General features: G+C 57.9%; 27 protein-coding genes (1 of these 27 cut by a window edge). 10 read left to right on the top strand and 17 right to left on the bottom strand.

From position 1 onward, the window contains the following. Positions 1 to 19 precede the first annotated feature (19 nt). Complete coding sequence (locus PFAS1_RS10560) at positions 20 to 565, top strand: gamma carbonic anhydrase family protein (protein ID WP_076029122.1); 546 nt, start codon at positions 20 to 22, stop codon at positions 563 to 565. Between the two features lie 26 nt (positions 566 to 591). Further along, positions 592 to 1,242 carry an HAD family hydrolase gene (locus PFAS1_RS10555; protein ID WP_076029121.1) on the top strand — a complete coding sequence of 217 codons (651 nt, stop codon included), beginning with the start codon at positions 592 to 594 and terminating at the stop codon, positions 1,240 to 1,242. A 118-nt stretch (positions 1,243 to 1,360) separates the two neighbouring features. On the opposite strand, the gene PFAS1_RS10550 is transcribed toward PFAS1_RS10555, so the two are convergent. Further along, positions 1,361 to 2,437, bottom strand: a complete 1,077-nt coding sequence (locus tag PFAS1_RS10550) for an aminopeptidase (protein ID WP_076029120.1) — start codon at positions 2,435 to 2,437, stop codon at positions 1,361 to 1,363. Between the two features lie 59 nt (positions 2,438 to 2,496). Here PFAS1_RS10550 and PFAS1_RS10545 point away from each other — a divergent pair, with 59 nt between their 5' ends. Both PFAS1_RS10545 and PFAS1_RS10540 read left to right on the top strand, forming a co-directional pair. Then, a complete protein-coding gene (locus tag PFAS1_RS10545) occupies positions 2,497 to 2,919 on the top strand; it encodes a PA0061/PA0062 family lipoprotein (protein ID WP_076029119.1) in 423 nt (140 codons plus the stop codon). Between the two features lie 40 nt (positions 2,920 to 2,959). Next, entirely contained in the window at positions 2,960 to 3,382 is a 423-nt protein-coding gene (locus PFAS1_RS10540) for a PA0061/PA0062 family lipoprotein (protein ID WP_076029118.1), read from the top strand. A gap of 6 nt (positions 3,383 to 3,388) precedes the next feature. Here the strand turns inward: PFAS1_RS10540 and PFAS1_RS10535 are convergent, their stop codons facing one another. Both PFAS1_RS10535 and PFAS1_RS10530 read right to left on the bottom strand, forming a co-directional pair. Next, complete coding sequence (locus tag PFAS1_RS10535; RefSeq protein WP_074872359.1) at positions 3,389 to 3,622, bottom strand: DUF1161 domain-containing protein; 234 nt, start codon at positions 3,620 to 3,622, stop codon at positions 3,389 to 3,391. 156 nt (positions 3,623 to 3,778) lie between these two features. Further along, positions 3,779 to 4,210: an OsmC family protein gene (locus PFAS1_RS10530; RefSeq protein WP_008152515.1), complete on the bottom strand. Its 432-nt coding sequence runs from the start codon at positions 4,208 to 4,210 to the stop codon at positions 3,779 to 3,781. Positions 4,211 to 4,452: 242 nt separating this feature from the next. Here PFAS1_RS10530 and PFAS1_RS10525 point away from each other — a divergent pair, with 242 nt between their 5' ends. After that, the gene (locus PFAS1_RS10525) at positions 4,453 to 5,454 is read left to right on the top strand and encodes an LLM class flavin-dependent oxidoreductase (RefSeq protein WP_076029117.1); all 1,002 of its coding nucleotides are present in this window, start codon (positions 4,453 to 4,455) and stop codon (positions 5,452 to 5,454) included. Between the two features lie 64 nt (positions 5,455 to 5,518). Here PFAS1_RS10525 and PFAS1_RS10520 read toward each other — a convergent pair whose 3' ends face one another. Both PFAS1_RS10520 and PFAS1_RS10515 read right to left on the bottom strand, forming a co-directional pair. Then, positions 5,519 to 5,743 carry a DUF1161 domain-containing protein gene (locus PFAS1_RS10520; RefSeq protein ID WP_076029116.1) on the bottom strand — a complete coding sequence of 75 codons (225 nt, stop codon included), beginning with the start codon at positions 5,741 to 5,743 and terminating at the stop codon, positions 5,519 to 5,521. Between the two features lie 121 nt (positions 5,744 to 5,864). After that, complete coding sequence (locus tag PFAS1_RS10515) at positions 5,865 to 6,080, bottom strand: dodecin (protein WP_008027736.1); 216 nt, start codon at positions 6,078 to 6,080, stop codon at positions 5,865 to 5,867. A 155-nt stretch (positions 6,081 to 6,235) separates the two neighbouring features. Here PFAS1_RS10515 and PFAS1_RS10510 point away from each other — a divergent pair, with 155 nt between their 5' ends. Beyond that, on the top strand, positions 6,236 to 6,562 hold the full coding sequence (locus tag PFAS1_RS10510; RefSeq protein WP_076029115.1) for an ElaB/YgaM/YqjD family protein: 327 nt from the start codon (positions 6,236 to 6,238) through the stop codon (positions 6,560 to 6,562). On the opposite strand, the gene PFAS1_RS10505 is transcribed toward PFAS1_RS10510, so the two are convergent. Continuing rightward, on the bottom strand, positions 6,559 to 7,452 hold the full coding sequence (locus tag PFAS1_RS10505) for a LysR family transcriptional regulator (RefSeq protein ID WP_076029114.1): 894 nt from the start codon (positions 7,450 to 7,452) through the stop codon (positions 6,559 to 6,561). The two genes, PFAS1_RS10510 and PFAS1_RS10505, sit on opposite strands and share 4 nt — an antisense overlap. A gap of 122 nt (positions 7,453 to 7,574) precedes the next feature. Here PFAS1_RS10505 and trpB point away from each other — a divergent pair, with 122 nt between their 5' ends. Continuing rightward, the gene (gene trpB / locus PFAS1_RS10500) at positions 7,575 to 8,795 is read left to right on the top strand and encodes a tryptophan synthase subunit beta (protein WP_076029113.1); all 1,221 of its coding nucleotides are present in this window, start codon (positions 7,575 to 7,577) and stop codon (positions 8,793 to 8,795) included. Next, the gene (trpA, locus tag PFAS1_RS10495) at positions 8,795 to 9,607 is read left to right on the top strand and encodes a tryptophan synthase subunit alpha (RefSeq protein ID WP_074872371.1); all 813 of its coding nucleotides are present in this window, start codon (positions 8,795 to 8,797) and stop codon (positions 9,605 to 9,607) included. The genes trpB and trpA overlap by 1 nt, the downstream gene beginning before the upstream one ends. A 125-nt stretch (positions 9,608 to 9,732) precedes the next feature. Here the strand turns inward: trpA and PFAS1_RS10490 are convergent, their stop codons facing one another. The 11 genes from PFAS1_RS10490 to PFAS1_RS10440 all read right to left on the bottom strand — a co-directional run bounded on the left by PFAS1_RS10490 (position 9,733) and on the right by PFAS1_RS10440 (position 19,831). After that, complete coding sequence (locus PFAS1_RS10490) at positions 9,733 to 11,694, bottom strand: DUF7844 domain-containing protein (protein WP_076029112.1); 1,962 nt, start codon at positions 11,692 to 11,694, stop codon at positions 9,733 to 9,735. Beyond that, positions 11,691 to 12,011 (bottom strand): DUF2388 domain-containing protein, encoded by a 321-nt coding sequence (locus PFAS1_RS10485; RefSeq protein ID WP_076029111.1) that lies wholly within the window; start codon positions 12,009 to 12,011, stop codon positions 11,691 to 11,693. Before PFAS1_RS10485 ends, PFAS1_RS10490 begins: the two co-directional genes overlap by 4 nt. Before the next feature lie 27 nt (positions 12,012 to 12,038). Next, on the bottom strand, positions 12,039 to 12,356 hold the full coding sequence (locus PFAS1_RS10480; RefSeq protein WP_076029110.1) for a DUF2388 domain-containing protein: 318 nt from the start codon (positions 12,354 to 12,356) through the stop codon (positions 12,039 to 12,041). Positions 12,357 to 12,463: 107 nt separating this feature from the next. Further along, positions 12,464 to 12,781 (bottom strand): DUF2388 domain-containing protein, encoded by a 318-nt coding sequence (locus PFAS1_RS10475; protein ID WP_074872379.1) that lies wholly within the window; start codon positions 12,779 to 12,781, stop codon positions 12,464 to 12,466. A gap of 144 nt (positions 12,782 to 12,925) precedes the next feature. After that, on the bottom strand, positions 12,926 to 13,132 hold the full coding sequence (locus PFAS1_RS10470) for a DUF1127 domain-containing protein (RefSeq protein WP_076029109.1): 207 nt from the start codon (positions 13,130 to 13,132) through the stop codon (positions 12,926 to 12,928). Between the two features lie 258 nt (positions 13,133 to 13,390). Then, positions 13,391 to 13,606, bottom strand: coding sequence for a DUF1127 domain-containing protein (locus PFAS1_RS10465; RefSeq protein WP_008154465.1), 216 nt, complete (start codon positions 13,604 to 13,606; stop codon positions 13,391 to 13,393). 319 nt (positions 13,607 to 13,925) lie between these two features. Then, a complete protein-coding gene (locus tag PFAS1_RS10460; protein ID WP_074872382.1) occupies positions 13,926 to 15,419 on the bottom strand; it encodes an acetyl-CoA hydrolase/transferase family protein in 1,494 nt (497 codons plus the stop codon). A gap of 180 nt (positions 15,420 to 15,599) precedes the next feature. Then, complete coding sequence (locus tag PFAS1_RS10455; protein WP_076029108.1) at positions 15,600 to 17,036, bottom strand: NAD(P)(+) transhydrogenase (Re/Si-specific) subunit beta; 1,437 nt, start codon at positions 17,034 to 17,036, stop codon at positions 15,600 to 15,602. After that, complete coding sequence (locus tag PFAS1_RS10450; RefSeq protein ID WP_003187010.1) at positions 17,036 to 17,359, bottom strand: NAD(P) transhydrogenase subunit alpha part 2; 324 nt, start codon at positions 17,357 to 17,359, stop codon at positions 17,036 to 17,038. Before PFAS1_RS10450 ends, PFAS1_RS10455 begins: the two co-directional genes overlap by 1 nt. A gap of 15 nt (positions 17,360 to 17,374) precedes the next feature. Next, on the bottom strand, positions 17,375 to 18,496 hold the full coding sequence (locus PFAS1_RS10445; RefSeq protein ID WP_074872386.1) for a Re/Si-specific NAD(P)(+) transhydrogenase subunit alpha: 1,122 nt from the start codon (positions 18,494 to 18,496) through the stop codon (positions 17,375 to 17,377). Positions 18,497 to 18,931: 435 nt separating this feature from the next. Continuing rightward, positions 18,932 to 19,831 carry a LysR family transcriptional regulator gene (locus PFAS1_RS10440; RefSeq protein WP_076029107.1) on the bottom strand — a complete coding sequence of 300 codons (900 nt, stop codon included), beginning with the start codon at positions 19,829 to 19,831 and terminating at the stop codon, positions 18,932 to 18,934. A gap of 157 nt (positions 19,832 to 19,988) precedes the next feature. Here PFAS1_RS10440 and PFAS1_RS10435 point away from each other — a divergent pair, with 157 nt between their 5' ends. Together PFAS1_RS10435 and PFAS1_RS10430 are read left to right on the top strand one after the other, a co-directional pair. Beyond that, positions 19,989 to 21,170, top strand: a complete 1,182-nt coding sequence (locus PFAS1_RS10435; protein WP_076029106.1) for an acyl-CoA dehydrogenase — start codon at positions 19,989 to 19,991, stop codon at positions 21,168 to 21,170. A gap of 13 nt (positions 21,171 to 21,183) precedes the next feature. Next, positions 21,184 to 21,282, top strand: partial view of a CaiB/BaiF CoA transferase family protein gene (locus PFAS1_RS10430; RefSeq protein ID WP_076029105.1) — the 5' end (the start) only. The gene runs 1,122 nt beyond the window's last position; 99 of the gene's 1,221 nt are visible here — the first part of the coding sequence; the start codon lies at positions 21,184 to 21,186; its stop codon lies beyond the right edge, outside the window.

Genomic DNA, 21,282 nt, shown 5'->3' with positions numbered 1-21,282 from the left:
AAAAGAGAGAGAGCCTATCGTGACCCTTCGCAAGTATCAGAACCACACGCCGCTACTGGGCAAAGGCGCCTTTGTCGACGGTTCCGCGGTGGTGATCGGCGACGTTGAAATCGGCGAAGACAGCTCGGTGTGGCCGCTGACGGTGATTCGTGGCGACATGCACCGCATCCGTATCGGCGCGCGCACCAGCGTGCAGGACGGCTGTGTGCTGCACATCACCCACGCCGGGCCGTTCAATCCCGATGGTTTTCCGTTGCTGATCGGCGACGAGGTGACCATCGCGCATAAAGTCATGCTCCACGGCTGCGCCGTGGGCAATCGGATTCTGATCGGCATGGGCAGCATCGTCATGGACGGTGCGGTGGTCGAGGACGATGTGATCATCGGCGCCGGCAGTCTGGTGCCACCGGGCAAACGCCTGGAGAGCGGCTTCCTTTATGTGGGCAGCCCGGTGAAGCAGATTCGGCCACTGACTGACAAGGAAAAAGCCTTTTTCACCTACAGCGCGGCGAACTACGTGAAGCTCAAGAATTTGCACTTGGCCGAAGGCTACGACCAGCTCTGACCCTGCGCCCTTATTCAGGATTCAACATGCATTACCAAACCGTATTGTTCGACCTCGATGGCACCCTGACCGATCCACGCGAGGGCATCACCCGTTCGATCCAGTACGCCTTGAGCAAACTGGGGATCGATGAGCCCGACCTGAGCAAACTTGAACACTTCATCGGTCCGCCGTTGTTGCAGGCGTTCATGCAGTTCTACGACTTCGACGAGCCCAAGGCCTGGGAAGCGGTGAACTTCTATCGCGAACGCTTCAAGGTCACCGGCCTGTACGAGAACCGCGTATTCGACGGCGTCACTCCCCTGTTGGAAACCCTCGGCGGGCAAGGGCGACAGCTGTACATCGCGACGTCCAAACCGTGGATTTTTGCCCGGGAAATTGCCCGGCACTTCGACTTTGCCAAGCACTTCAAAGTGATCTACGGCAGCGAACTGGATGGAACCCGGACCAACAAAGTCGAGCTGATCGCCCACTTGATGGCCGAAGAAGGCCTGGACCCGGCCAGCACCCTGATGATCGGTGATCGTAAACACGACCTGATCGGTGCGCGCAGTAACGGGCTGGACGCAGCGGCTGTTGGTTATGGTTTTGGCAGCCGGGAAGAGTTGAGTGCAGAAGCCTCAACCTGGCACTTCGAGACGCTGGAAGAGATGCATCAGGCGTTTTTGCGGGGCTGATACTAAATTGTGGCGAGGGAGCTTGCTCCCGCTGGGTCGCGCAGCGGCCCCAAAATCGGCAGGCACCGCATGGCGACGGCTTCGCCGCCGAACGGGAGCAAGCTCCCTCGCCACAACATTATTTGCCTGTCAGCTTCCTCAGCGCGTCTTTTCGCTCTCCAACGGGTAAGGCTCCGAGCTTCTCGACGGCCGCATAAAACTTCACCCAATCCCCGCCCACCTGCCTGAACAACGCCGCAAACGCCGGCACCCATTGGTCGTACAGCCCAAATGGCAACAGACGGGCATTGTTCATCGGTGCATTGATCCACGCGTCATAGCGTTTGTCCCCAGCCCATTGGCTGTCGCGCAACTGCCGGTATTTATCCCGCAAGCGTTCGAACTCGTCGGCTTTGCGCTGGCGCATCTGGTCGGCGGGCAGGGGCAGGGTGTACAGCCGTTCGAGTCGCGAGCGGGTCTCCAGAACCAATTGAACGAACTGGTTGCGTTGCTGCACCTGCGCGCCACTGTCCGGTGCCAGGCCGCGGAATGCACGCCATTGGCGGGTGCCTTCCTGTTCGACGAAGGTGGCGAAAGACTCATTGAACTCCGTGTCGTCCTTCACATAAAAACGTTGATGCGCCAGCTCATGGAAGATCAGCGTGGCCAATCGTTCGTCACCCCAGGCCATCATCGAACTGATAATCGGATCGTTGAACCAGCCGAGCGTCGAATAAGCCTCGACGCCGCCGATCGACACGTCCATACCTTGCAAACGTTGCAACGCAGCTTCACCGCGGGCCGCGCTCTGACTGTAATAACCGCGATAGGCAACGCAACCGGCGATCGGGAAGCAATGGTTCTGTGGGGTCAGGGAAAATTCCGGCGTGGCAAACACGTTCCAGACTACGAACGGCCGGCTAATGTCGGCGTACAAACGGTAACTCTGGTTATCCGGCAGTTGCAGCTGTTGGCTGGCGAACGTGCGGGCCTTTTGCGATTGAGCCAGGTGCGCACGCAATAGCGGATCGCGACCGGGATCGGTAATCACTGTGGAAACTGGCTCGCGCGCCCGCAGCAATTGCAGCTGACCACTGGCCAATTGGCCGTAATAGCTGACGCCGGCGCAACCGGTGAGAAACAAAAACAGCACACCCGGAAACAAAATGCGTAAAACGCGATCAAGTAACCCAAGGCTTGGAAGCGGCCTGATCAAAATGAATCATCCCTGGAGAGTCTGCCCGCAAGACTATCCCGCCTGACTGGAGCTCCGCTATGCGCACGTTGATGCTGACAGGAAGCCTGTTGATGCTGGCAGGTTGTGCTGGATTCGGATTACCCCCCCATGATCCGGCTCAAGCGTGGATCGATCTTGATTCGAAGCAGGAAGACACCGCGCTGCAAGCGCTGGAAGTCGATGACAAGGCCGCCACCGACAAACGCTATTTCGAGGTTCAGCCGGGTAGCCATGAGTTGACGGTTCGTTATCAATTCCCGGTCGCACCCACCAACATCGGACCAGACGCCGAGCCGCTATGGCGTGACTGCCAGCTAAACGTGAAATTCAACGACTTCAACGCTGGCGAGCGGTATCAGCTCAAAGCAGGAAATATTGGCTTTCGGCCATGGGCAAAACTTTATGATCAGCAGCGAAAAGTAATTGGCCAGGGTGTACCGGCAGGCTGCCAGCGCACCTGATCGGCGCTATTCTAAAGGGCTGGTCCTTGAGAAAATCATCATGCGCAGGTTACCGCTATTGCTTGCTGCAAGCATCGTTGCAGGCTGTCAGAGCCCGTTGCCAGCGGTTAATCCGCAGATGGCCTGGGTCGAGTTTTCTACACCATTCCCCAACGATAAATTGCTGATGGCCGAACGCCTGGACAATCAGCGGTTGCCCGACGGGCGTTTTTTCCAGGTCACCCCCGGTAGCCATGAGCTGATTGTACGATTCGACTTTGAAGTGCCCGGTGGTGGTGGCCTGGGCATGATGAACGGCCCCTCGGAACGCTTGTGCTACCTGACCATCAATTACGATCATTTCGAAGCCGGCCAGCGTTATGTACTGGAAGGCCGTTCGATAGCGTTCACCCCTGGCGCCCGGTTGTACAACGCCAAGCGTGAAATCGTCGCGCAAGATCGAGAGTCCTATTGCCTCATGTGAGGAGAATCAGCGGTCGTTCTTCTGGTAGATGATTTTCTTGGTGCCGCCTTCGCATGAACCGACGACCATGTTCTGATCGTGTACTTCGTCGTTGGTGACGATTTCCAGCGTGTAGGACGAGACGTTATTGGCCTGGATCTTGGCTTCGATCTCGGCCTTGAGTTCTTCACAGGATTTCGTTGCCGCCAGGGCCGATGTGGCCAGCGCGCAACAGATAATCGCCAAGGCAAAACGTTTCATGGTTGAAGCTCCTTTGAGGCAGCGCGCAGAGTAATGCGCGTTAGCTGCTGCCATTTATTCGACCACAATTTCGCCAGCCCTGTTTGTTTCAGGGCAAAAAAGATCGCAGCCCACCGAGGCTGCGATCTTTTTATCGGGGATTGCGATAACCCGCTATCAGCTGACCAACGTTGCATCCAGACTGATTTTTGCATTCAGAACTTTGGAAACCGGGCAGCCTTCTTTGGCTTTATTGCTCAGTTCCTCAAATTGCGCCTGGGTCGCCCCAGGAATCTTCGCCTTGAGGATCAGTTTCACCGCCGTGATCGCGAATCCGCCGTCCACCTGGTCCAGAGTGACTTCGGCATTGGTATCGATGCTGTCAGCCTTGAGACCGGCATCGCCGAGAATCATCGAAAATGCCATGGAGAAACAGCCCGCATGCGCTGCGCCGATCAGCTCTTCCGGATTGGTACCCTTGCCGCCTTCGAAGCGCGCCTTGAAGCCGTAGGGCGCTTCTCTGAGAACACCGGTTTCCGTGGAAATCGAGCCGATGCCGGTTTTCAGATCACCTTCCCAATGAGCTGATGCTTTCTTTGTGATAGCCATGAATGCCTCCTCAAGATTCCGGCGCGAGCGTCGCGCCTTCGTGGTTTTCGGTTGCTAGGGTTCTGAGGATAGACCGTGGTGCAAAGTTCACCTGATCTGATTGTTCCTCTTATTTCGTAGGAATTTTGGCTCTGCCATTGAAACTCGGGTATATGCCCTCATTGCATGAATCACGCTTATAGATTCGGCAGGTTTTCGTTTGTAAGAAAAAACCTGCGCCCCCCAATTGGAGAAGCAGGCTTATGAAACGACTGTCCGATATCAAGTTTTCCACCCTCGATCTGGTGCCCGTGCGGGAGAACGGCAGCGCGGCCCAGTCGCTGCGCAATTCCCTGGACCTGGCGCAGCACGTCGAAAAGTTCGGTTACAACCGTTTCTGGGTTGCCGAACACCACAACATGGACGGCATTGCCAGTTCGGCGACTTCGGTACTGCTTGGCTACCTGGCTGGCGGCACTTCGACCATTCGAGTTGGCTCGGGCGGTGTGATGCTGCCAAACCACGCGCCGCTGGTGATCGCCGAGCAGTTCGGCACGCTCGAAAGCCTGTACCCGGGCCGGATCGACCTGGGTCTGGGCCGTGCTCCCGGTTCCGACCAGATGACCGCTCGCGCCTTGCGTCGCGAACGCTCCGGCAGCGCCGACGAGTTTCCGGAAGACGTGGCGGAGCTGATGCGCTACCTCGGCCCGCGCACCCCGGACCAACGGATTATCGCAATGCCAGGCACCGGCACCAATGTCCCGGTCTGGCTGTTGGGCTCCAGCCTGTTCAGTGCACAACTGGCAGGTGAACGCGGTTTGCCCTACGCCTTCGCTTCACATTTCGCACCGCGTTTCATGCATGAGGCCATTCGCGTCTATCGCAATCACTTCAAGCCTTCAGCGGTATTGGATAAGCCCTACGTGATGCTCGGTGTGCCGTTGGTGGCGGCCGATACCGACGAGCAGGCCGATTATCTGGCGACCTCGGTCTATCAGCGCATCCTGGCGTTGATGCGTGGCCAGAGCCTGGTGCAACGTCCGCCGGTAAAAACCATGGATGGCCTGTGGCTGCCTCATGAAAAAGAAGCCGTCGGCGATTTCCTTGGCCTGGCGATGGTTGGCAGTCCGCAGAAAATCCGCGCCAAACTGGAAGTGCTGATCGAGCAGACCCAGGCGGACGAGCTGATTTTTACCTGCGACTTGTACGAACATGCCGATCGCGTGCATTCCTATGAGCTGCTGGCGCAGGTCATGAAGGGCTGACGTTCAAATAGCGAGCCCAAAAAAGCCGACGTCGTTGCGTCGGTTTTTTCATTTTCGAGGGCGGTCAGCCTTGCTTGTAGACGATTTGCTTGGAGCCTTTTTCACAGGTGCCGACGACTTTCCCGTCAGCAGCGGCGCCTTTATCGATAATTTCCAGTGAATAATTTGAAATGCCCTTGGCATCGAGTTTCGCTGTGATTTCGGCTTTCAGTTCTTCGCACGACTTGCCCTGAGCCAGGGCTGTTCCCGCAAGACTCAACAAACCTACCGCTAAAATAAAATGCTTCATCGGTCGCATTCCCTGGTCGGATCAATAGGGGCACCCAGCAATCAGCGGGTGTAAATATGTAGCGCTTTGCCATTCCCTATGGCGCTCGGCCAGCGCGCAGGCTCAGAAGATTAGCTCAACCTCAGCTACTGGCAATCCGGAACCCGACCTTGAGCGTCACCTGAAAGTGCGCTGCCTTACCGTCCTTGATGTGCCCGCGGGTTTCGGTCACTTCGAACCATTCCATATATTTAAGGCTTTTGCTGGCCTCGGCCAGTGCGTTGTTGATGGCGTCTTCGATGCTGCTGGTGGACGAACCGACGAGTTCGACTTTTTTATAGGTGTGATGGTCGGTCATGGCGTTCTCCTCAGGGTGTGAAATACAGCCTAGCAGTGATTTTTCGTATTACTTCTGTCGGCCAATCCGAAGTGAAAGTTCAGATTTACTGCACTTTCTCGAAGCCCTGAAGTCCCAACCAACACACGCAACTCAATCAATGCAGGAGAGCCACCATGGCCAACACCTCTTTACGTAAAGCCTCATTGCAAAGCATGGAAGCCGAAATCGAGAGTCTGCTGAAGTCTTTGGAAAATCTGAAGGACGACGCCTCGGACGAGTCGCGTAAAACCCTGAAAGTCCTGAAAAGCAACGCCGAGAACGCGCTGAAGCATTCGCGCCACCTGCTCAACGATGCCTACGAAGAAGTCAAAGTCAAAACCCGTGAAACCGGGATTGCCACGCGGGACTACGCCCAGGAACACCCTTGGACGACAGCGGGTGTGGCTGTCGGTGCATTGGGTCTGCTCGCGGCTTATCTGCTGTTCAAACGCGGTGACTAATCCGTCTGGCGCAGCTCGTTTTTGAGCCACTGCGCCAGTTGCCGAGCGCGGCCGTCCGCGGCGCGCTTGGGTAGCCACAACGCCAGTTGCGCCGGGGTTTCACTGAAGCCCCAAGGCGCAACCAGGCGCCCGGCTTTCAAGTCCTCGGCCACCAGCGGTTCGGGCGCAATCGCCACACCCAGGCCGGCCACTGCGGCCTCCAGCAAATAATACAAATGCTCGAAACCCTGTCCGTACTTCAATGCTTTGGTGTCGAGGCTGCTTTGCTGTGCCCAACTTGGCCAAGCCTGAGGGCGGGAGGTCGTATGCAGCAATGGCTCGCCCAACAGTGCTGCGGGCGGTGCGTTTTGCAGTCGTTCGTAGCCCGCGAATCGCGGGCTCATGACCGGGCCGATCCGTTCGCTCGCCAACTCATAGACCTGCATGTCCGCAGGCCACGGTGGCTCGGCAAATACCAGCAAGGCGTCCAGCCCCGGCCGGCGCGGATCGAGATCACCCTCACCAGCCGACAGGTGCAGGCGCAAGTCCGGCAGGTCGGTATTCAATCGTCCCAACCTGGGAATAAACCAGCGTGCCAACAAGCTGCCCGAGCAACCCAGCACGAACGGTGCATCGGCGGTGCTTTGGGTCAGCTCTGCACAAACCGTCCGTAATCGCTCGAACGCCTCGCCACTGGCATCGCGCAAGCGAATACCGGCATCTGTGAGTTTCAGGCCGCGCCCGTCCTTGATCAGCAGGCTTACGCCCAAGTGTTCTTCAAGCACCTTGAGTTGTCGGCTGACCGCGCCATGGGTGACGTGCAGCTGTTCGGCGGCCTTGCTGACGCTGTTCAGGCGGGCAGTCGCTTCGAAGGCCCGGAGGGCGTTTAGCGGGGGAAGGTCATGGCTCATGAGATCTGTGAGTTTTCCTGACAGGTTGACGCGATCTTATCGGTTTTCAGCCTGAGGCGTCAGGGGTAGAGTTAGCCCACTCTCTCTTCAAACGCATCCCACGCATTCAACTGGAGCGACCCATGACCCAGACTAACCTGCGCAACGGCCCCGACGCCAACGGCCTGTTTGGCGCGTTCGGCGGCCGTTACGTCGCCGAAACCCTGATGCCGTTGATCCTCGATCTGGCCCGTGAATACGAATTGGCCAAGGAAGATCCTGCATTCAAAGAAGAATTGGCCTACTTCCAGCGCGACTACGTGGGTCGTCCAAGCCCACTGTACTTTGCCGAACGTCTGACAGAGTTCTGCGGCGGCGCGAAGATTTACCTCAAGCGCGAAGAGCTGAACCACACTGGCGCGCACAAGATCAACAACTGCATCGGCCAGATCCTGCTGGCGCGGCGCATGGGCAAGAAACGCATCATCGCCGAGACCGGCGCTGGCATGCACGGCGTGGCGACCGCCACCGTTGCTGCACGTTTCGGCCTTGATTGCGTGATCTACATGGGCACCACTGACATCGAACGTCAGCAGGCCAACGTATTTCGCATGAAGCTGCTGGGCGCCGAAGTGATCCCGGTCGTGGCCGGTACCGGCACCTTGAAAGATGCGATGAACGAAGCCCTGCGTGACTGGGTGACTAACGTTGACAGCACCTTCTACCTGATTGGCACTGTGGCCGGCCCGCACCCTTATCCGGCGATGGTTCGCGACTTCCAGTCCGTTATCGGCAAAGAAACCCGTACTCAACTGCAAGATCAGGAAGGTCGTCTGCCGGACAGCCTGGTGGCGTGCATCGGTGGCGGCTCTAACGCCATGGGCCTGTTTCACCCGTTCCTCGACGACAAGAGCGTCGAGATTATTGGCGTTGAAGCGGCCGGCTACGGCATCGAAACCGGTAAACACGCGGCCAGCCTGAACGGCGGCGTACCGGGGGTACTGCACGGCAACCGTACCTTCCTGCTGCAGGACGACGATGGTCAGATCATCGACGCTCACTCGATCTCTGCCGGCCTCGACTATCCAGGCATCGGACCGGAACACGCCTGGTTGCATGACATCGGCCGCGTTCAGTACACCTCGGTAACCGACGACGAAGCCCTCGATGCGTTCCACAAATGCTGCCGCCTGGAAGGGATTATTCCTGCACTGGAAAGCGCCCATGCCCTGGCCGAAGTGTTCAAGCGCGCACCGACCCTGCCGAAAGATCACCTGATGGTGGTCAACCTTTCCGGTCGTGGCGACAAAGACATGCAAACCGTGATGCACCATATGGAACAATCGAAGCAGGAGAAACACTGATGAGCCGCCTGCAAACGCGTTTTGCCGAACTCAAGGAACAGAATCGCGCCGCCCTGGTGACCTTCGTGACTGCTGGCGACCCGAGCTATGACACTTCCCTGGCGATCCTTAAAGGCTTGCCCGGCGCGGGTGCCGACGTGATCGAGCTGGGCATGCCCTTCACCGATCCAATGGCCGATGGCCCGGCCATCCAGTTGGCCAACATCCGCGCCCTCGGCGCCAAGCAGAACCTGGCGAAAACCCTGCAAATGGTTCGTGAGTTCCGGGAAGGCAACACCGAGACGCCGCTGGTGCTGATGGGTTATTTCAACCCGATCCACATGTACGGCGTGCCGCGTTTCATCGCGGACGCAAAAGAGGCCGGCGTTGACGGTCTGATCGTGGTCGACCTGCCGCCCGAGCATAACGGCGAGCTGTGCGACCCGGCTCAGGCTGCCGGTCTGGACTTCATCCGCCTGACCACCCCGACGACCGATGATGTGCGCCTGCCGACCGTCTTGAACGGCAGCTCAGGCTTCGTCTATTACGTGTCTGTCGCCGGTGTGACCGGTGCGGGCGCGGCGACGCTGGAACACGTTGAGGAAGCCGTTGCCCGTCTGCGCCGCCATACCGATCTGCCGATCAGCATCGGTTTCGGCATTCGGACACCGGAGCAAGCGGCGTCCATCGCGCGCCTGGCTGATGGCGTGGTGGTGGGTTCGGCGTTGATCGATCACATCGCCAATGCCTCGACGCCGGATCAGGCAGTTGATGGCGTGTTGAGCCTTTGCTCGGCGCTGGCAGATGGCGTGCGTAAAGCCCGCATCAGCTGAGTTCCTGATACAGAGGAATCAGAGCTTCGCGTCACAGCTAAACAGCAAGATCGAGGGCTTCAGGACTAGGTTCTGAAGCCCTTTTTGCTGTATGTGCAGCTGACGCAAGTCTTGCGGTGTTTGTATCACGGCAACTCCAAGCCGCCGGACGCTTTGTGCAGCTTTCTCAGATGCTCGCCCACCTGCTTCACGTTGGCTTCGTTGGCGGCCATCTCGGCTGCACGACTCGGTTCGAGCAACGCTCTTACCTCTTTGTCCAGATCGCCTGTGAGCGCCTGAAGCTGTTTCTGCCGCAGACTGCTTTCCGATTCAAGACGTTGCCACTCGCTCGGCTGCGGCAATCCATAACCACCGGTGCCGAGCAGTTCCGCCGGACGGCTGAGGAAGCCGCTGTTGGCAAGAATTTGCTGCAAGGTCGCATTGGCCTTGTCCATGCCGCCATTTTTCAGTTCCCGAGCGCCCAGATAGCGTTGCTTTACTTCGTCCTGGGCCAGCACCAATTGTTGGCGGAAGGCTGCCTGCTCCAGTAATAGCAAGGCTGCGCTGGTGCGCAAATCGGCTTGGTCGATCCATTGGCGACGCTCTTCAGCTTTCAAGGCGAGCCAGTCTTCGACCTTTTCCTGCTTGATCGGCAAGTGCTTCTTCAGCACTTCGAACATCGCTTGATAACGATCGCGGAAGGAGTCGAAACGATAACCCAGGCGCAGCGCTTCGCGGGGATCATCCAGCACGCTGGTGTCCGCCAGCCCGCGGCCCTTGAGCACTTCCAGCAAACCGTTGGGCATGATGCTGTCCAACCCGACCAGTTTTGTATTGTTGGTACTGCTACGCAGTAACTTCAGGCCCTCTACCGCGCAGTTATTGGACAGGAAGAAGTAGTTGCCGTCGTAACTCCAATGCATTTCGGCGGCGTGTTCCACCACGTCTTCGATCTCGCTGCGCGACAGGTTCAGCGGCACCGAGGCCAGGCTGCGCAGTTCGGTCTTGGTGTATTCGTCGATCACCTGAGCCAGCGGCAGGACAAACAGGCGTGACGGATATTTGCCCACCAATCCGTCCCAGCTCGACAGTTGCACATCACCGACGAAGGCGCGGTAGGACAACACCAGGTGCTGATCCAGATCCAATCGACAATCCGGCCCGCGTGGTCGTCCGGGTGCACAGATCACCAACCGCAACATGCTGTGACCCCAGCGGCTGACCCAGTTCTGGTTGGCTTCAGCCAGCAGATAGTCGACGGCGTAAACCCGTTCCGGATCGACCTGGCCCAGGGGCGTTTTGGCGAAATCATTGCCGGCATTGAGGAAGGAAAAGGATTTGCCGCAGGTGTCTTTAGCGGCGGGCGCCCAGCCGAAATGTTCGTTGTAATAACGGTACAGCGCAGGACGGCGACAGGCGTAGGCGGGGTCGAGAAGGAAATACTCCATGTTGACCGCGACGAACTCCTTGGGGCTGCTCGTCTCGTAAATGTCCGGGCTGCGAGCAATTTGTCGGTTGTGCTGTTCGCGCTCGCCACGACGGCCTACGTATTGCGGCCAGCCGGCGAGGTCTAGCAGGCGCGGGTCATCGCTGAGCGTAAAGCGTCGGTCGAACTGGCCGCGGCATTCATCGGGGATACCCACCAGCCCTGAGCTGCTGTTGCGGCGGGTGCAGCGTTGAACCAGCCTGCGCTCCGCATCTGGCCACAGGCGCGAGCGGTCATAAATGTGGGTGAGCTCGTGCAACACCGTGGCAAGCATTTCGCGGCGCACGGTGCCATGGGGGCGATAAGTCTTTTTGGTCGCGGCGCTGCCGTCAGTAAGGCCGGCAAGCAGGTTGCGGTTCAGGTCGAGCTCCGACACCAGTGACGCCTGGCCATAGGCGTTGCTTGGCATGTTATCGGTCCAGCCGACGTCGATGCGTCGGTCGAGCTGCTCGATGAACCGCGGCGGCAACGCTTGCATGGCTTCATCCAGCAGCGCCTGACTGGCCTGTTGTTGAGCGGGGCTGAGACCTTCGGTTTTAAGCCTTAATTGCAAGTCAGCCTGGGCCACGTTGCCGAGCAGCAACATGACCCCGGCCAACAGCCAGGCGCCTGTCGACCTCACAGTGCGAGGATGGCTTCGGCGAGAACCTGATCACTGGCGTCGCGAGCTTCCGGTACGCGGGTACGCAACGTGTTGAAGGCCGCTTCCAGGTGCGCGCCACGAATCTCGCCATCGCTGGCGACGAAACTGGCCGCATCGTCGTGGGCTTCACGAATGATCTTCGAGTCTCGGATGGACGTCGTGGTATCGGAAGTGAAATCAAGCGTGCGCTGGGTGGCATTGATGAGGATGTTACTGGTGGCGACCAGAGTGTGCGCCTGGGCCACATCGACCAGGAACAGAAGGCCAAGGGCGGCAACAATCAGAGGGCTACGCATGGAACGACTCCGCAAGAACAAGGATAACTATTGGACGAGAATTGCCTGCGCCAGTTCAAGGTCGCTGGCACGAAGTTTTGGCTGGGTCCGGCGCAGATAAACCAGGGCGGACTCCAGTTGTGCTCCTCGCAGTTGGCCGTCACTGGCGATGAACGCCGCAGCGTCATCCTGTGCAGCGAGGAGCAGCTTACGGTCGAAGGGGGCGGAGGTCACCATGCTTGAGGCGTAGCCGGTAGCCACGATGCCTTGGGTAGACAGATTGAAGGCGTCATAGGCATGGACCGAGCCCACCCAGCAGGCTGCCACGAAAAGCGGGGAGATCAGCAGATTTGAAAGAAAACGCATGAGACTCGATAGCTGAAGGCGAGTCCCAAGGCTAGCGCAACGCCCGGTCTAGAGCCAGCGCCGAAACATTGGGACACGGCGGGCGTGTCCCACAGCAGTGGTGACGCTTAGATAGTCAGTATGGCTTGCGCCAGTTGTGCGTCACTCGCGTTCAGCTGAGGTGCCTGGTGGCGAATATGGTCGAGTGCGCTTTCCAGTTTCACGCCACGAATGGCGCCTTCGCTGGCCACGAAGCTGGCGGCGTCGTCGCGTGCGGCACGTACGATTTTGTCATCGCGAAAGGAAGAAGTGACATCGGAGGTTGCATCGGACGTGGCCTTGAGCGCGCCGACGACGGCATCGGTGGTCACGATAAAGCTGGTGGCGTGGGAATTGGCGGCCACGGCAAGCAGGGCTGCAGCGCTGAGCAGACGAAGACGGGACATGGTGAAACTCCTTTGGAAAACCGATTGAGAGGTGGCGCAGTGTCTGTTTATTCAGACGCCAGTCGTGCAGCGTTCGCCACGTTCCATTTGGATATTAGGCCTATGAGTATCGGTTCGCACAGTCCCGTCTGTTCAAGCGGGAAGTTAACGCCAGAACGACTTATCCAGTTCGTTGAGACGATCTGCGTGGCTGATGTTCAGGTCCGAGAGTTGTCGGTCATCAAATTGGCCTAGTAAACGCCGGGTTCGGGCCCTTTCAAGAGGGTTGGCAACGCCTCTCAGTAATCTACGAAGCCAAAGGAAACGAGGTGGTGATTGCGTGGAAACGGAAACATCCAGTAAGTGATTCATGGCGCGGTCCTTTTGCTGGCAGATCGGGATTTCATGGTGATCCCGTCCTTTCTTCCGCAACAGACACACTGCGATTGAATTGTACTGGTTCAATTGTTGAAATAGTGAAACTGTACCTGTTACTCAGGGTCGCTACTGTATGACCCATGTTGAAGGTCCAAAACGACAAAGCCCGTCGTGGTTTCCCACGACGGGCTTTGTTTTTTCAATTTGGAGTGCTGGCGGTGGACCCGTTGGGTCAGAGCCAGCGACGCTAACTTAGCGCCAGAACGGCTTGCTCAGCTCTTCGTAGCGTTGTGCTTCGCTAATCCCTGCGTCAGCCAGCAGACGCGAATCCAGACGAGCCAGTTGATGGCGGCTGGAGATGCGGCGCTGCCACAGCATCAGGTTGGCGAGAACGCGAAGAGGCGTGGAAGCCTGGGTTTTTACAGCGTTGTCTTCGAAAAACAGCTCGGAACTGAGTGTACGTTCCATGGTTGACATCCTTCCGCTTATGGCGGGATTAGGTAGTGGTTTAACTGATGCCAATGATCCTCTCGTTTGGCCAGTCTCTCTAGATACAGTTCACCTGTATTGTGAGGGACCAGTTAACTGTTAAAGGGTGGTGTACTGGTCTAAATTGAGGCAACTGTACTTGTCTGCACTAATATTGTGCGTTTTTGCTAGATTGACTCGGAAAGGTAGGCAATTACGGTAGGAAAAGACCGGTACAGCAGTACAGTTTTATTCAGGATTTGGTCTGGCAACAGCGAGCTGACGAAACTGTGTTTGCGTCAGCTGCTATCTGTACCAATTACACCGCGAGCATCCGTCCGGTTTCTTCCAGGTTGATGTGCCAGCTCAGGGCATCACGCAGGATGTGCGGTGTGTGACCGCCGAGCGCACAAGCGGCTGTGAAGTAGTCATCCAGGGCTTGGCGATAGTCCGGGTGCACGCAGTTGTCGATGATGACCCGTGCGCGTTCTCGCGGCGCCAGGCCACGCAAGTCCGCCAGACCGATCTCGGTGACAAGGATGTCGACGTCATGCTCAGTGTGATCAACGTGACTGACCATCGGCACCACACTGGAAATTGCGCCGCCCTTGGCGATCGACTTGGTCACGAAGATTGCCAAGTGAGCATTGCGCGCAAAGTCGCCCGAGCCGCCGATACCGTTCATCATCCGCGTGCCACAGATGTGGGTGGAGTTGACGTTGCCATACAAGTCGAACTCAAGCGCCGTGTTGATGCCGATGATGCCGAGCCGGCGCACCACTTCCGGGTGGTTGGAAATCTCCTGCGGGCGCAGGACCAGTTTGTCCTTGTAGCGCTCAAGGTTGCCAAAAACATCGGTATTGCGACGGCTCGACAAGGTGATTGAACTGCCAGAAGCAAAGCTCAGCTTGCCGGCGTCGATCAGGTCGAAGGTCGAGTCCTGAAGCACTTCGGAGTACATCGTCAGGTCTTCGAACGGCGAGTCGATCAGCCCGCACATCACCGAGTTGGCGATGTTGCCAATCCCGGCTTGCAGCGGGCCGAGCTTGTTGGTCATGCGCCCGGCTGCCACTTCCTGCTTGAAGAAGTCGATCAGGTGGTCGGCAATGGCCTGGGTATCAACGTCCGGCGGCAGCACGGTGGACGGCGAGTCGGACTGATTGGTGATCACGATGGCGACGATCTTTTCCGGTGGGATCGGGATGGCAGTGCTGCCAATGCGATCGTCGACCTTGACCAGTGGAATCGGTGTGCGAGTCGGCCGATAGGTCGGGATGTAGATGTCGTGCAGGCCCTCGAGATTCGGATTGTGCGCGAGGTTGATCTCGACGATCACCTGCTTGGCGAAAATCGCGAAGCTGGCCGAGTTACCCACCGACGTGGTCGGCACGATATGGCCCTGCTCGGTGATCGCCACGGCCTCAATCACCGCGATGTCCGGCAGCTTGAGTTGCTGATTGCGCAGCGATTCCACGGTTTCCGACAGGTGCTGGTCGATGAACATCACTTCGCCGGCATTAATAGCCTTGCGCAGGGTGCTGTCGACCTGGAAGGGCATGCGTCGTGACAATACGCCAGCTTCGGTGAGCTGTTTATCGAGGTCGTTGCCCAGGCTGGCGCCGGTCATCAGGGTGATTTTCAGCGGAGTGATTTTGGCGCGTTCGGCCAATGCGTGGGGCACGGCTTTGGCTTCGCCGGCGCGGGTGAAGCCACTCATGCCGACGGTCATGCCGTCCTCAATCAGAGCGGCGGCGTCAGCAGCGCTCATCACTTTATCCAACAACGAAGGCAAGCGAATACGGTCACGGTACATGGATTGTTATCTCGGGCAACGAAAGCAAGGAGTGCAGTCTAGTGATTTCAAAAAAAATCCTCCCGCTACCATGGTCGAATGCAGAGCCCCGATTTAGAGCCTTTGGTCGGTTTTTGGCGGGCAATAAAAAACCCCAGCCTACTAAAGGCTGAGGTTTTGGGTATTGCGCTGGAGCAGGTTTTACTCGACGGCTTTGACCATGTCTTCGATGACTTTCTTGGCGTCGCCGAAGACCATCATGGTTTTGTCGAGGTAGAACAGCTCGTTGTCCAGACCGGCATAGCCGCTGGCCATCGAGCGCTTGTTGACGATGATCGTCTTGGCCTTGAACGCTTCGAGAATCGGCATACCGGCAATTGGCGATTTCGGATCGTTCTTGGCAGCCGGGTTGACCACGTCGTTGGCGCCCAGTACCAGCACCACGTCGGCCTGGCCAAACTCGGAGTTGATGTCTTCCATTTCGAACACCTGGTCGTAAGGCACTTCGGCCTCGGCCAGCAATACGTTCATGTGGCCAGGCATACGACCGGCGACCGGGTGAATCGCATACTTCACGGTCACGCCGCGATGGGTCAGCTTCTCGGTCAGCTCTTTCAGCGCGTGCTGCGCCCGTGCTACCGCCAGGCCGTAGCCCGGAACGATGATCACGGTGTCGGCGTTGGTCAGCAGGAAGGTCGCATCGTCAGCCGAACCGGATTTGACCGGGCGGGCTTCTTTCGAGCCAGCAGGGCCGGCGGCGTCCGCGGTGTTGCCGAAACCACCGAGCAGCACGTTGAAGAACGAGCGGTTCATCGCTTTGCACATGATGTACGAGAGGATCGCACCGCTTGAGCCCACCAGCGAACCAGCAATGATCAGCATCGAGTTGTTCAGCGAGAAGCCGATGCCTGCCGCTGCCCAACCGGAGTAGCTGTTGAGCATCGACACAACCACCGGCATGTCCGCGCCGCCGATCGGGATGATGATCAGCACGCCCAGCACGAAGGCCAGGGCCAGCATCAGCGCGAAGGCGTTCAGGTTACCGGTCAGCATGAAGGTCACGCCGAGGCCCAGTGTCGCCAGGCCCAGAAGCAGGTTCAGCTTGTGCTGACCGCCGAACTGTACGGGTGCGCCCTGGAACAGGCGGAACTTGTACTTGCCCGACAGCTTGCCGAAAGCGATTACCGAACCGGAGAAGGTGATTGCACCGATGGCCGCACCGAGGAACAGCTCCAGGCGGTTACCGGCAGGAATCGCATCGCCCAGTTCTTTGACGATACCCAGCGATTGCGGCTCGACAACCGCTGCAATGGCAATGAACACCGCGGCCATACCGATCATGCTGTGCATGAAGGCGACCAGTTCCGGCATTTTGGTCATTTCAACGCGCTTGGCCATGATCGACCCGGCAGTACCGCCGACCAACAGACCTACGATGACGTAGCCGATGCCGGCGGTGGCCAATTCGGCACCTAGCTTATAGACGAGACCCACTGTGGTGAGAATCGCCAAAGCCATGCCGAGCATGCCGTACACATTGCCGCGCCGCGAGGTGGTCGGGTGCGACAGGCCTTTCAGGGCCTGGATGAAGCAGATCGACGCGATCAAGTAGAGCGTCGTTACGAGATTCATGCTCATTACTTAGGCGCCTCTTCTTTTACTGCTTTCGGGGCTTTTTTCTTGAACATCTCAAGCATCCTGCGGGTAACCAGGAAGCCGCCAAATACGTTCACCGCTGCCAGGGCTACCGCCAGGGTGCCCATGGTCTTGCCCAGTGGCGTTACGGTCAAAGCCGCGGCCAGCATGGCGCCGACGATCACGATCGCCGAGATTGCGTTGGTGACAGCCATCAAAGGCGTGTGCAGTGCGGGTGTAACGTTCCAGACCACGTGATAACCGACATAAATCGCCAGCACGAAGATGATCAGGTTGTAGATACCGGGGGAGATAAGCTCTTCCATCGTCTGAATCCCTGCTTAGGCGTTTTTGCGGATGACTTGGCCGTCGCGGCACATCAGGCACGCGGCGACGATGTCGTCTTCGAGGTTGATCTCGAACTGGCCTTCTTTGTTGAAGACCAGCTTCAGGAAGTCCAGCAGGTTGCGCGCGTACAGGGCCGAAGCGTCTGCGGCTACGGCGCCGGCCAGGTTGGTCGGGCCGCAAATGATCACGCCGTTCTCGACCACAACCTGGTCCGCCACGGTCAGCGGGCAGTTGCCGCCCTGGGCTGCCGCGAGGTCGATGACCACCGAGCCAGGCTTCATCTGCGCCACGGTTTCCGCGCTCAACAATACTGGCGCCTTACGGCCCGGGATCAGTGCGGTAGTGATGACAATGTCGGCCTGTTTGGCGCGTTCGTGCACGGCCAGGGCCTGACGTTGCATCCAGCTGGCGGGCATTGGTCGTGCGTAACCGCCCACACCAACGGCGCATTCGCGCTCTTCATCGGTTTCGTAAGGCACGTCGACGAACTTGGCGCCGAGGGATTCGATCTGCTCTTTTACCGCAGGGCGTACGTCAGACGCTTCGATCACTGCACCCAGACGTTTCGCTGTAGCGATCGCCTGCAAACCGGCTACACCTGCGCCAAGAATCAGCACGCGCGCCGCTTTCACGGTACCCGCAGCCGTCATCAGCATCGGCATGAAGCGTGGATAGTGGTGAGCGGCCAGCAACACGGCTTTATAACCGGCGATGTTTGCCTGGGAGGACAGAACATCCAGGCTCTGAGCGCGGGAGGTGCGTGGCGCGGCTTCCAGCGCAAACGCGGTAATGCCGCACTCGGCCAGCTTGGCAATGGTTTCATTGCTGAACGGATTGAGCATGCCCACCACAACGGTGCCGCTCTTAATCAGCGTCAGCTCGCTGTCGCTGGGGGCGACCACCTTGAGAATCAGTTCGGCACCAAACGCATCGTTGGCGCTGCCAATAATTGCGCCTGCCGCTTCATAGGCACTGTCGACAACGCTGGCATTAATACCGGCGCCGCTTTGCACAGTGACCTTATGACCCTGGCCGATCAGCTTCTTGATGGTTTCCGGGGTTGCAGCAACCCGCGTTTCACCCGTCTGGGTTTCGAGAGGAACACCAATGTGCACGTCAAATCTCCTGCGTGATCTTATTGAGTAAACCCAGGCACTTCGGATGGTGCGGCTGGGGCGGCCGATCAGCACGATCCCGCCAAATCAGGGCGGGGCGCGGCATTTTGCAGGCGAACTTAGTGCCCTTCAAGGGTTTATGAGGGGTGACGGAAAATTAACTACAAGTCACCCCGTGACCGAATGTCGCAACTAACCGGTTCAATCCCTTGCAGGCCGTGCCTTTTAAGGATTTTTATAAAAATTGAAGAATTTACGCATCGGTCAGGTGAATGAGTCGTTATTGCTCCGCAATAGAGGCTCAAGGCCACGTTTTCAGGCGCTTGTGGGACGTTTGTACTGCTTGTCGGTACAGTTATCAAATATGCGACAAATACTTATATCTGTAGTGTTTTGGTTTTATTGACTACGCGGTCAGATTGTCGCGAAAAGCCTTTATCCTTCTAGGCTGTAGCTCTGTGCCTGATTGACCAACCAATCGCGAAATGCCCTTAAAGAGGCTGATTCGACCTTTCGCTCGGGAATCATCAAGTAATACGCCTTGATACTTGATAGCGCCTGGGGGTTGGCAATGACCAGGCGCTTCTCGGCCAGTTCGCGTTGAATCAGGAACGGCGGAATCAGTGCTATTCCCATATCGTGCATGGCCGCTTGGGCAAGCATGGAGAATAGCTCGTAGCGCGGTCCTGTCATGTCTCGCGGGATATTTAGGTTTTGAGAGTTGAACCACTGGCGCCAGGCATAAGGGCGAGTGGTCTGCTGCAGCAGGGGCAATTCAGCGATATCGCTGGGAGACAGGGTTGTGTTTTTCCCCATGAGATTGGGGCTGCACACCGGCATCGGATTTTCGCCCATCAGCCTGTGGGATTCGGTACCCGACCAGTCCGCGTCGCCAAAATAGATCGCGGCATCGAAGTCGGTGTCGGCAAACAGAAAGGGCCGCGTTCGGTTAGTGAGGTTGACCGTCACTTCCGGGTGTTTTTGCTGGAAATCCTTGAGTCGTGGCAGCAGCCATTGAGTGCCGAAGGTTGGAACCACCGCCAGCTCAATCACGTTGGCTCCTTGCTGGCCCATCACTGACAAGGTGTCCCGTTCAACGGCATCGAGTTGGGTGGCCACCCGACGGCTGTAGGAAAGACCGGCCTCCGTCAGCTTGACCCCACGTCGCGAGCGTCGGAACAGTTCTACGCTGAGGAACTCCTCAAGGCTGGCGATCTGTCGGCAAATGGCGCCTTGAGTGAGCGAAAGTTCCTGAGCAGCCTTGGTAAAACTTTCGTGCCGCGCGGCCGCTTCAAAGCTGATCAGGGCCGTTGTACTGGGGATTTTCCTGCGCATGTACGTCAACCTCACTAATACATCGCATAAAAGCTAACTTGCGATGTTTCGGAGTGAGAAATTAGCACAACAGTATGCAAAATCCTCGTTTGCCGTAACACCGAACCCGGCCTAGGATCAGCCCACGTTATTTGACCCGATTCGAGAGGACACACTCATGGGCGGTAAAGCTAGCTTCAACTGGATCGATCCCCTGCTGCTGGATCAACAGCTCACCGAAGAAGAACGCATGATCCGCGACACCGCTGAGCAATTCGCTCAGCAGAAGCTTGCACCGCGTGTTCTCGAAGCTTTCCGCCATGAAAAGACCGACCCGGCGATCTTCCGCGAGATGGGTGAAGTGGGTCTGTTGGGCGCGACTATCCCCGAGCAGTATGGTGGCAGTGGCTTGAATTACGTCAGCTACGGCCTGATTGCCCGTGAAGTCGAACGCGTCGATTCCGGCTATCGCTCGATGATGAGTGTGCAGTCCTCGCTGGTCATGGTGCCGATCAATGAATTCGGCACCGAAGCCCAGAAGCAGAAGTACCTGCCGAAACTGGCCTCAGGCGAATGGATTGGTTGCTTCGGTCTGACCGAGCCTAACCACGGTTCCGACCCGGGCGCGATGATTACTCGTGCACGCAAAGTGGAAGGCGGCTACAGCCTGACCGGCAACAAGATGTGGATCACCAACAGCCCAATCGCTGATGTGTTTGTGGTCTGGGGCAAGGACGACGCCGGGGACATCCGTGGCTTCGTTCTGGAGAAGGGCTGGAAGGGCCTGAGTGCTCCTGCGATTCACGGCAAGGTTGGCCTGCGTGCATCCATCACCGGCGAGATCGTCATGGACAACGTGTTTGTCCCTGAAGAGAACATCTTCCCGGATGTCCGTGGCTTGAAAGGCCCTTTTACTTGCCTCAACTCGGCGCGTTACGGCATTTCCTGGGGCGCACTGGGCGCGGCCGAGTTTTGCTGGCACACCGCTCGCCAGTACACCCTGGATCGTCAGCAGTTCGGCCGTCCATTGGCCGCCACTCAGTTGATCCAGAAGAAGCTGGCCGACATGCAGACCGAAATCACCCTGGCGCTGCAAGGTTGCCTGCGACTGGGACGTATGAAAGATGAAGGTACTGCGGCAGTCGAGATTACTTCGATGATGAAGCGCAACTCCTGCGGCAAGTCCCTGGACATTGCTCGCATGGCGCGTGACATGCTGGGTGGTAACGGTATTTCCGATGAGTTCGGTGTTGCTCGCCACTTGGTCAACCTGGAAGTGGTGAATACCTATGAAGGTACGCATGACGTGCATGCACTGATCCTCGGTCGTGCGCAGACTGGCATTCAGGCGTTCTATTAATAGGAGAACGGCCATGGGCGCGCTTTCGCATCTACGGGTACTGGATTTATCGCGTGTTCTGGCCGGGCCGTGGGCCGGGCAGATCCTTGCTGACCTTGGCGCCGAAGTGATC

The organism is Pseudomonas frederiksbergensis, from assembly GCF_001952935.1.
GTDB lineage: Bacteria > Pseudomonadota > Gammaproteobacteria > Pseudomonadales > Pseudomonadaceae > Aquipseudomonas > Aquipseudomonas frederiksbergensis.
This window is presented reverse-complemented; position numbering and strand designations above follow the sequence as displayed.

Excerpts from the sequence above, each read along its gene's own strand:
- PFAS1_RS10555 (WP_076029121.1), top strand. The coding sequence starts at position 592 with ATGCATTACCAAACCGTATTGTTCGACCTCGATGGCACCCTGACCGAT.
- PFAS1_RS10545 (WP_076029119.1), top strand. The coding sequence starts at position 2,497 with ATGCGCACGTTGATGCTGACAGGAAGCCTGTTGATGCTGGCAGGTTGT.
- PFAS1_RS10540 (WP_076029118.1), top strand. The coding sequence starts at position 2,960 with ATGCGCAGGTTACCGCTATTGCTTGCTGCAAGCATCGTTGCAGGCTGT.
- PFAS1_RS10535 (WP_074872359.1), bottom strand. The coding sequence starts at position 3,622 with ATGAAACGTTTTGCCTTGGCGATTATCTGTTGCGCGCTGGCCACATCG.
- PFAS1_RS10530 (WP_008152515.1), bottom strand. The coding sequence starts at position 4,210 with ATGGCTATCACAAAGAAAGCATCAGCTCATTGGGAAGGTGATCTGAAA.
- PFAS1_RS10525 (WP_076029117.1), top strand. The coding sequence starts at position 4,453 with ATGAAACGACTGTCCGATATCAAGTTTTCCACCCTCGATCTGGTGCCC.
- PFAS1_RS10520 (WP_076029116.1), bottom strand. The coding sequence starts at position 5,743 with ATGAAGCATTTTATTTTAGCGGTAGGTTTGTTGAGTCTTGCGGGAACA.
- PFAS1_RS10515 (WP_008027736.1), bottom strand. The coding sequence starts at position 6,080 with ATGACCGACCATCACACCTATAAAAAAGTCGAACTCGTCGGTTCGTCC.
- PFAS1_RS10510 (WP_076029115.1), top strand. The coding sequence starts at position 6,236 with ATGGCCAACACCTCTTTACGTAAAGCCTCATTGCAAAGCATGGAAGCC.
- PFAS1_RS10505 (WP_076029114.1), bottom strand. The coding sequence starts at position 7,452 with ATGAGCCATGACCTTCCCCCGCTAAACGCCCTCCGGGCCTTCGAAGCG.
- trpB (WP_076029113.1), top strand. The coding sequence starts at position 7,575 with ATGACCCAGACTAACCTGCGCAACGGCCCCGACGCCAACGGCCTGTTT.
- trpA (WP_074872371.1), top strand. The coding sequence starts at position 8,795 with ATGAGCCGCCTGCAAACGCGTTTTGCCGAACTCAAGGAACAGAATCGC.
- PFAS1_RS10485 (WP_076029111.1), bottom strand. The coding sequence starts at position 12,011 with ATGCGTAGCCCTCTGATTGTTGCCGCCCTTGGCCTTCTGTTCCTGGTC.
- PFAS1_RS10480 (WP_076029110.1), bottom strand. The coding sequence starts at position 12,356 with ATGCGTTTTCTTTCAAATCTGCTGATCTCCCCGCTTTTCGTGGCAGCC.
- PFAS1_RS10475 (WP_074872379.1), bottom strand. The coding sequence starts at position 12,781 with ATGTCCCGTCTTCGTCTGCTCAGCGCTGCAGCCCTGCTTGCCGTGGCC.
- PFAS1_RS10470 (WP_076029109.1), bottom strand. The coding sequence starts at position 13,132 with ATGAATCACTTACTGGATGTTTCCGTTTCCACGCAATCACCACCTCGT.
- PFAS1_RS10465 (WP_008154465.1), bottom strand. The coding sequence starts at position 13,606 with ATGGAACGTACACTCAGTTCCGAGCTGTTTTTCGAAGACAACGCTGTA.
- PFAS1_RS10460 (WP_074872382.1), bottom strand. The coding sequence starts at position 15,419 with ATGTACCGTGACCGTATTCGCTTGCCTTCGTTGTTGGATAAAGTGATG.
- PFAS1_RS10455 (WP_076029108.1), bottom strand. The coding sequence starts at position 17,036 with ATGAGCATGAATCTCGTAACGACGCTCTACTTGATCGCGTCGATCTGC.
- PFAS1_RS10450 (WP_003187010.1), bottom strand. The coding sequence starts at position 17,359 with ATGGAAGAGCTTATCTCCCCCGGTATCTACAACCTGATCATCTTCGTG.
- PFAS1_RS10440 (WP_076029107.1), bottom strand. The coding sequence starts at position 19,831 with ATGCGCAGGAAAATCCCCAGTACAACGGCCCTGATCAGCTTTGAAGCG.
- PFAS1_RS10435 (WP_076029106.1), top strand. The coding sequence starts at position 19,989 with ATGGGCGGTAAAGCTAGCTTCAACTGGATCGATCCCCTGCTGCTGGAT.